Annotated in this window: 1 pseudogene; it reads right to left on the bottom strand. The window is 64.3% G+C overall.

The features are described from left to right. Positions 1-109 precede the first annotated feature (109 nt). A pseudogene (locus tag ABD164_RS17530) lies at positions 110-703 on the bottom strand (IS256 family transposase); the annotation flags it as partial. Between the last annotated feature and the right edge of the window lie 62 nt (positions 704-765).

Here is a 765-nt window from a genome sequence, read left to right as displayed (position 1 = left end):
TTACGTGTTCACCGTGAAAGCGAACCAGCCCGGGCTGCGGGACCGGATCGCGTCACAGACCTGGGCGGGCTTGTCAAGTTGTCTGTGTAAGCGGGCTCGGGGGTGGTGGTTAGAGGTGGGGGTTGATGCGTTCGGGGTAGACGAGCGCGAGCTGCTCGAGGGCCTGTTTCCAGTTCGTTGTGACGTTGCCCTCGATGAGCCTGCCGCTGGCCTTGCGCTTGTCGGCTGGTAGCCCGCGTTCCTTCTCGCGTGCGCGTGCTCGCTTGTCCTCTATGTCGCAGATCGCGAGCCAGAGCAGCTTCACCGCGGCGGCGTCGTTGGGGAAGTGACCGCGGTTCTTCGTGACCTTCCGCAACTGGTAGTTCAACGACTCGATCGCGTTGGTCGTGTAGATCACCCGCCGCAGCTCGGGCGGGAACGCGAGGAACGGGATGAACTTGTCCCACGCGTCGTGGAACGACTTCACCGCGGACGGGTAGCGCTTCCCGAGATCAGACGCGGCGAACTCCTCGAGCGCTTCCAGCGCGGCGTCCTCGTTCGCGGCCTGGTAGATCGGCTTGAGCGCCGCGGCGACGGCCTTGCGGTCCTTGTAGTTCACGAACCGCATGCTCGCCCTGATGAGGTGGACAACGCAGGTTTGCACGGTCGCTTCCGGCCACGTCGCGGCGATCGCTTCGGGGAACCCGGTCAGCCCGTCGCAGCAGCTATGCCGATGTCGGCATAGGTGCTGTTATGCCGTGTTCGCGGTTATGCCGATGATGCTGG

The organism is Agromyces neolithicus (assembly GCF_039529735.1).
In the GTDB taxonomy this organism is placed as follows: Bacteria; Actinomycetota; Actinomycetes; order Actinomycetales; family Microbacteriaceae; genus Agromyces; species Agromyces neolithicus.
This window is presented reverse-complemented; position numbering and strand designations above follow the sequence as displayed.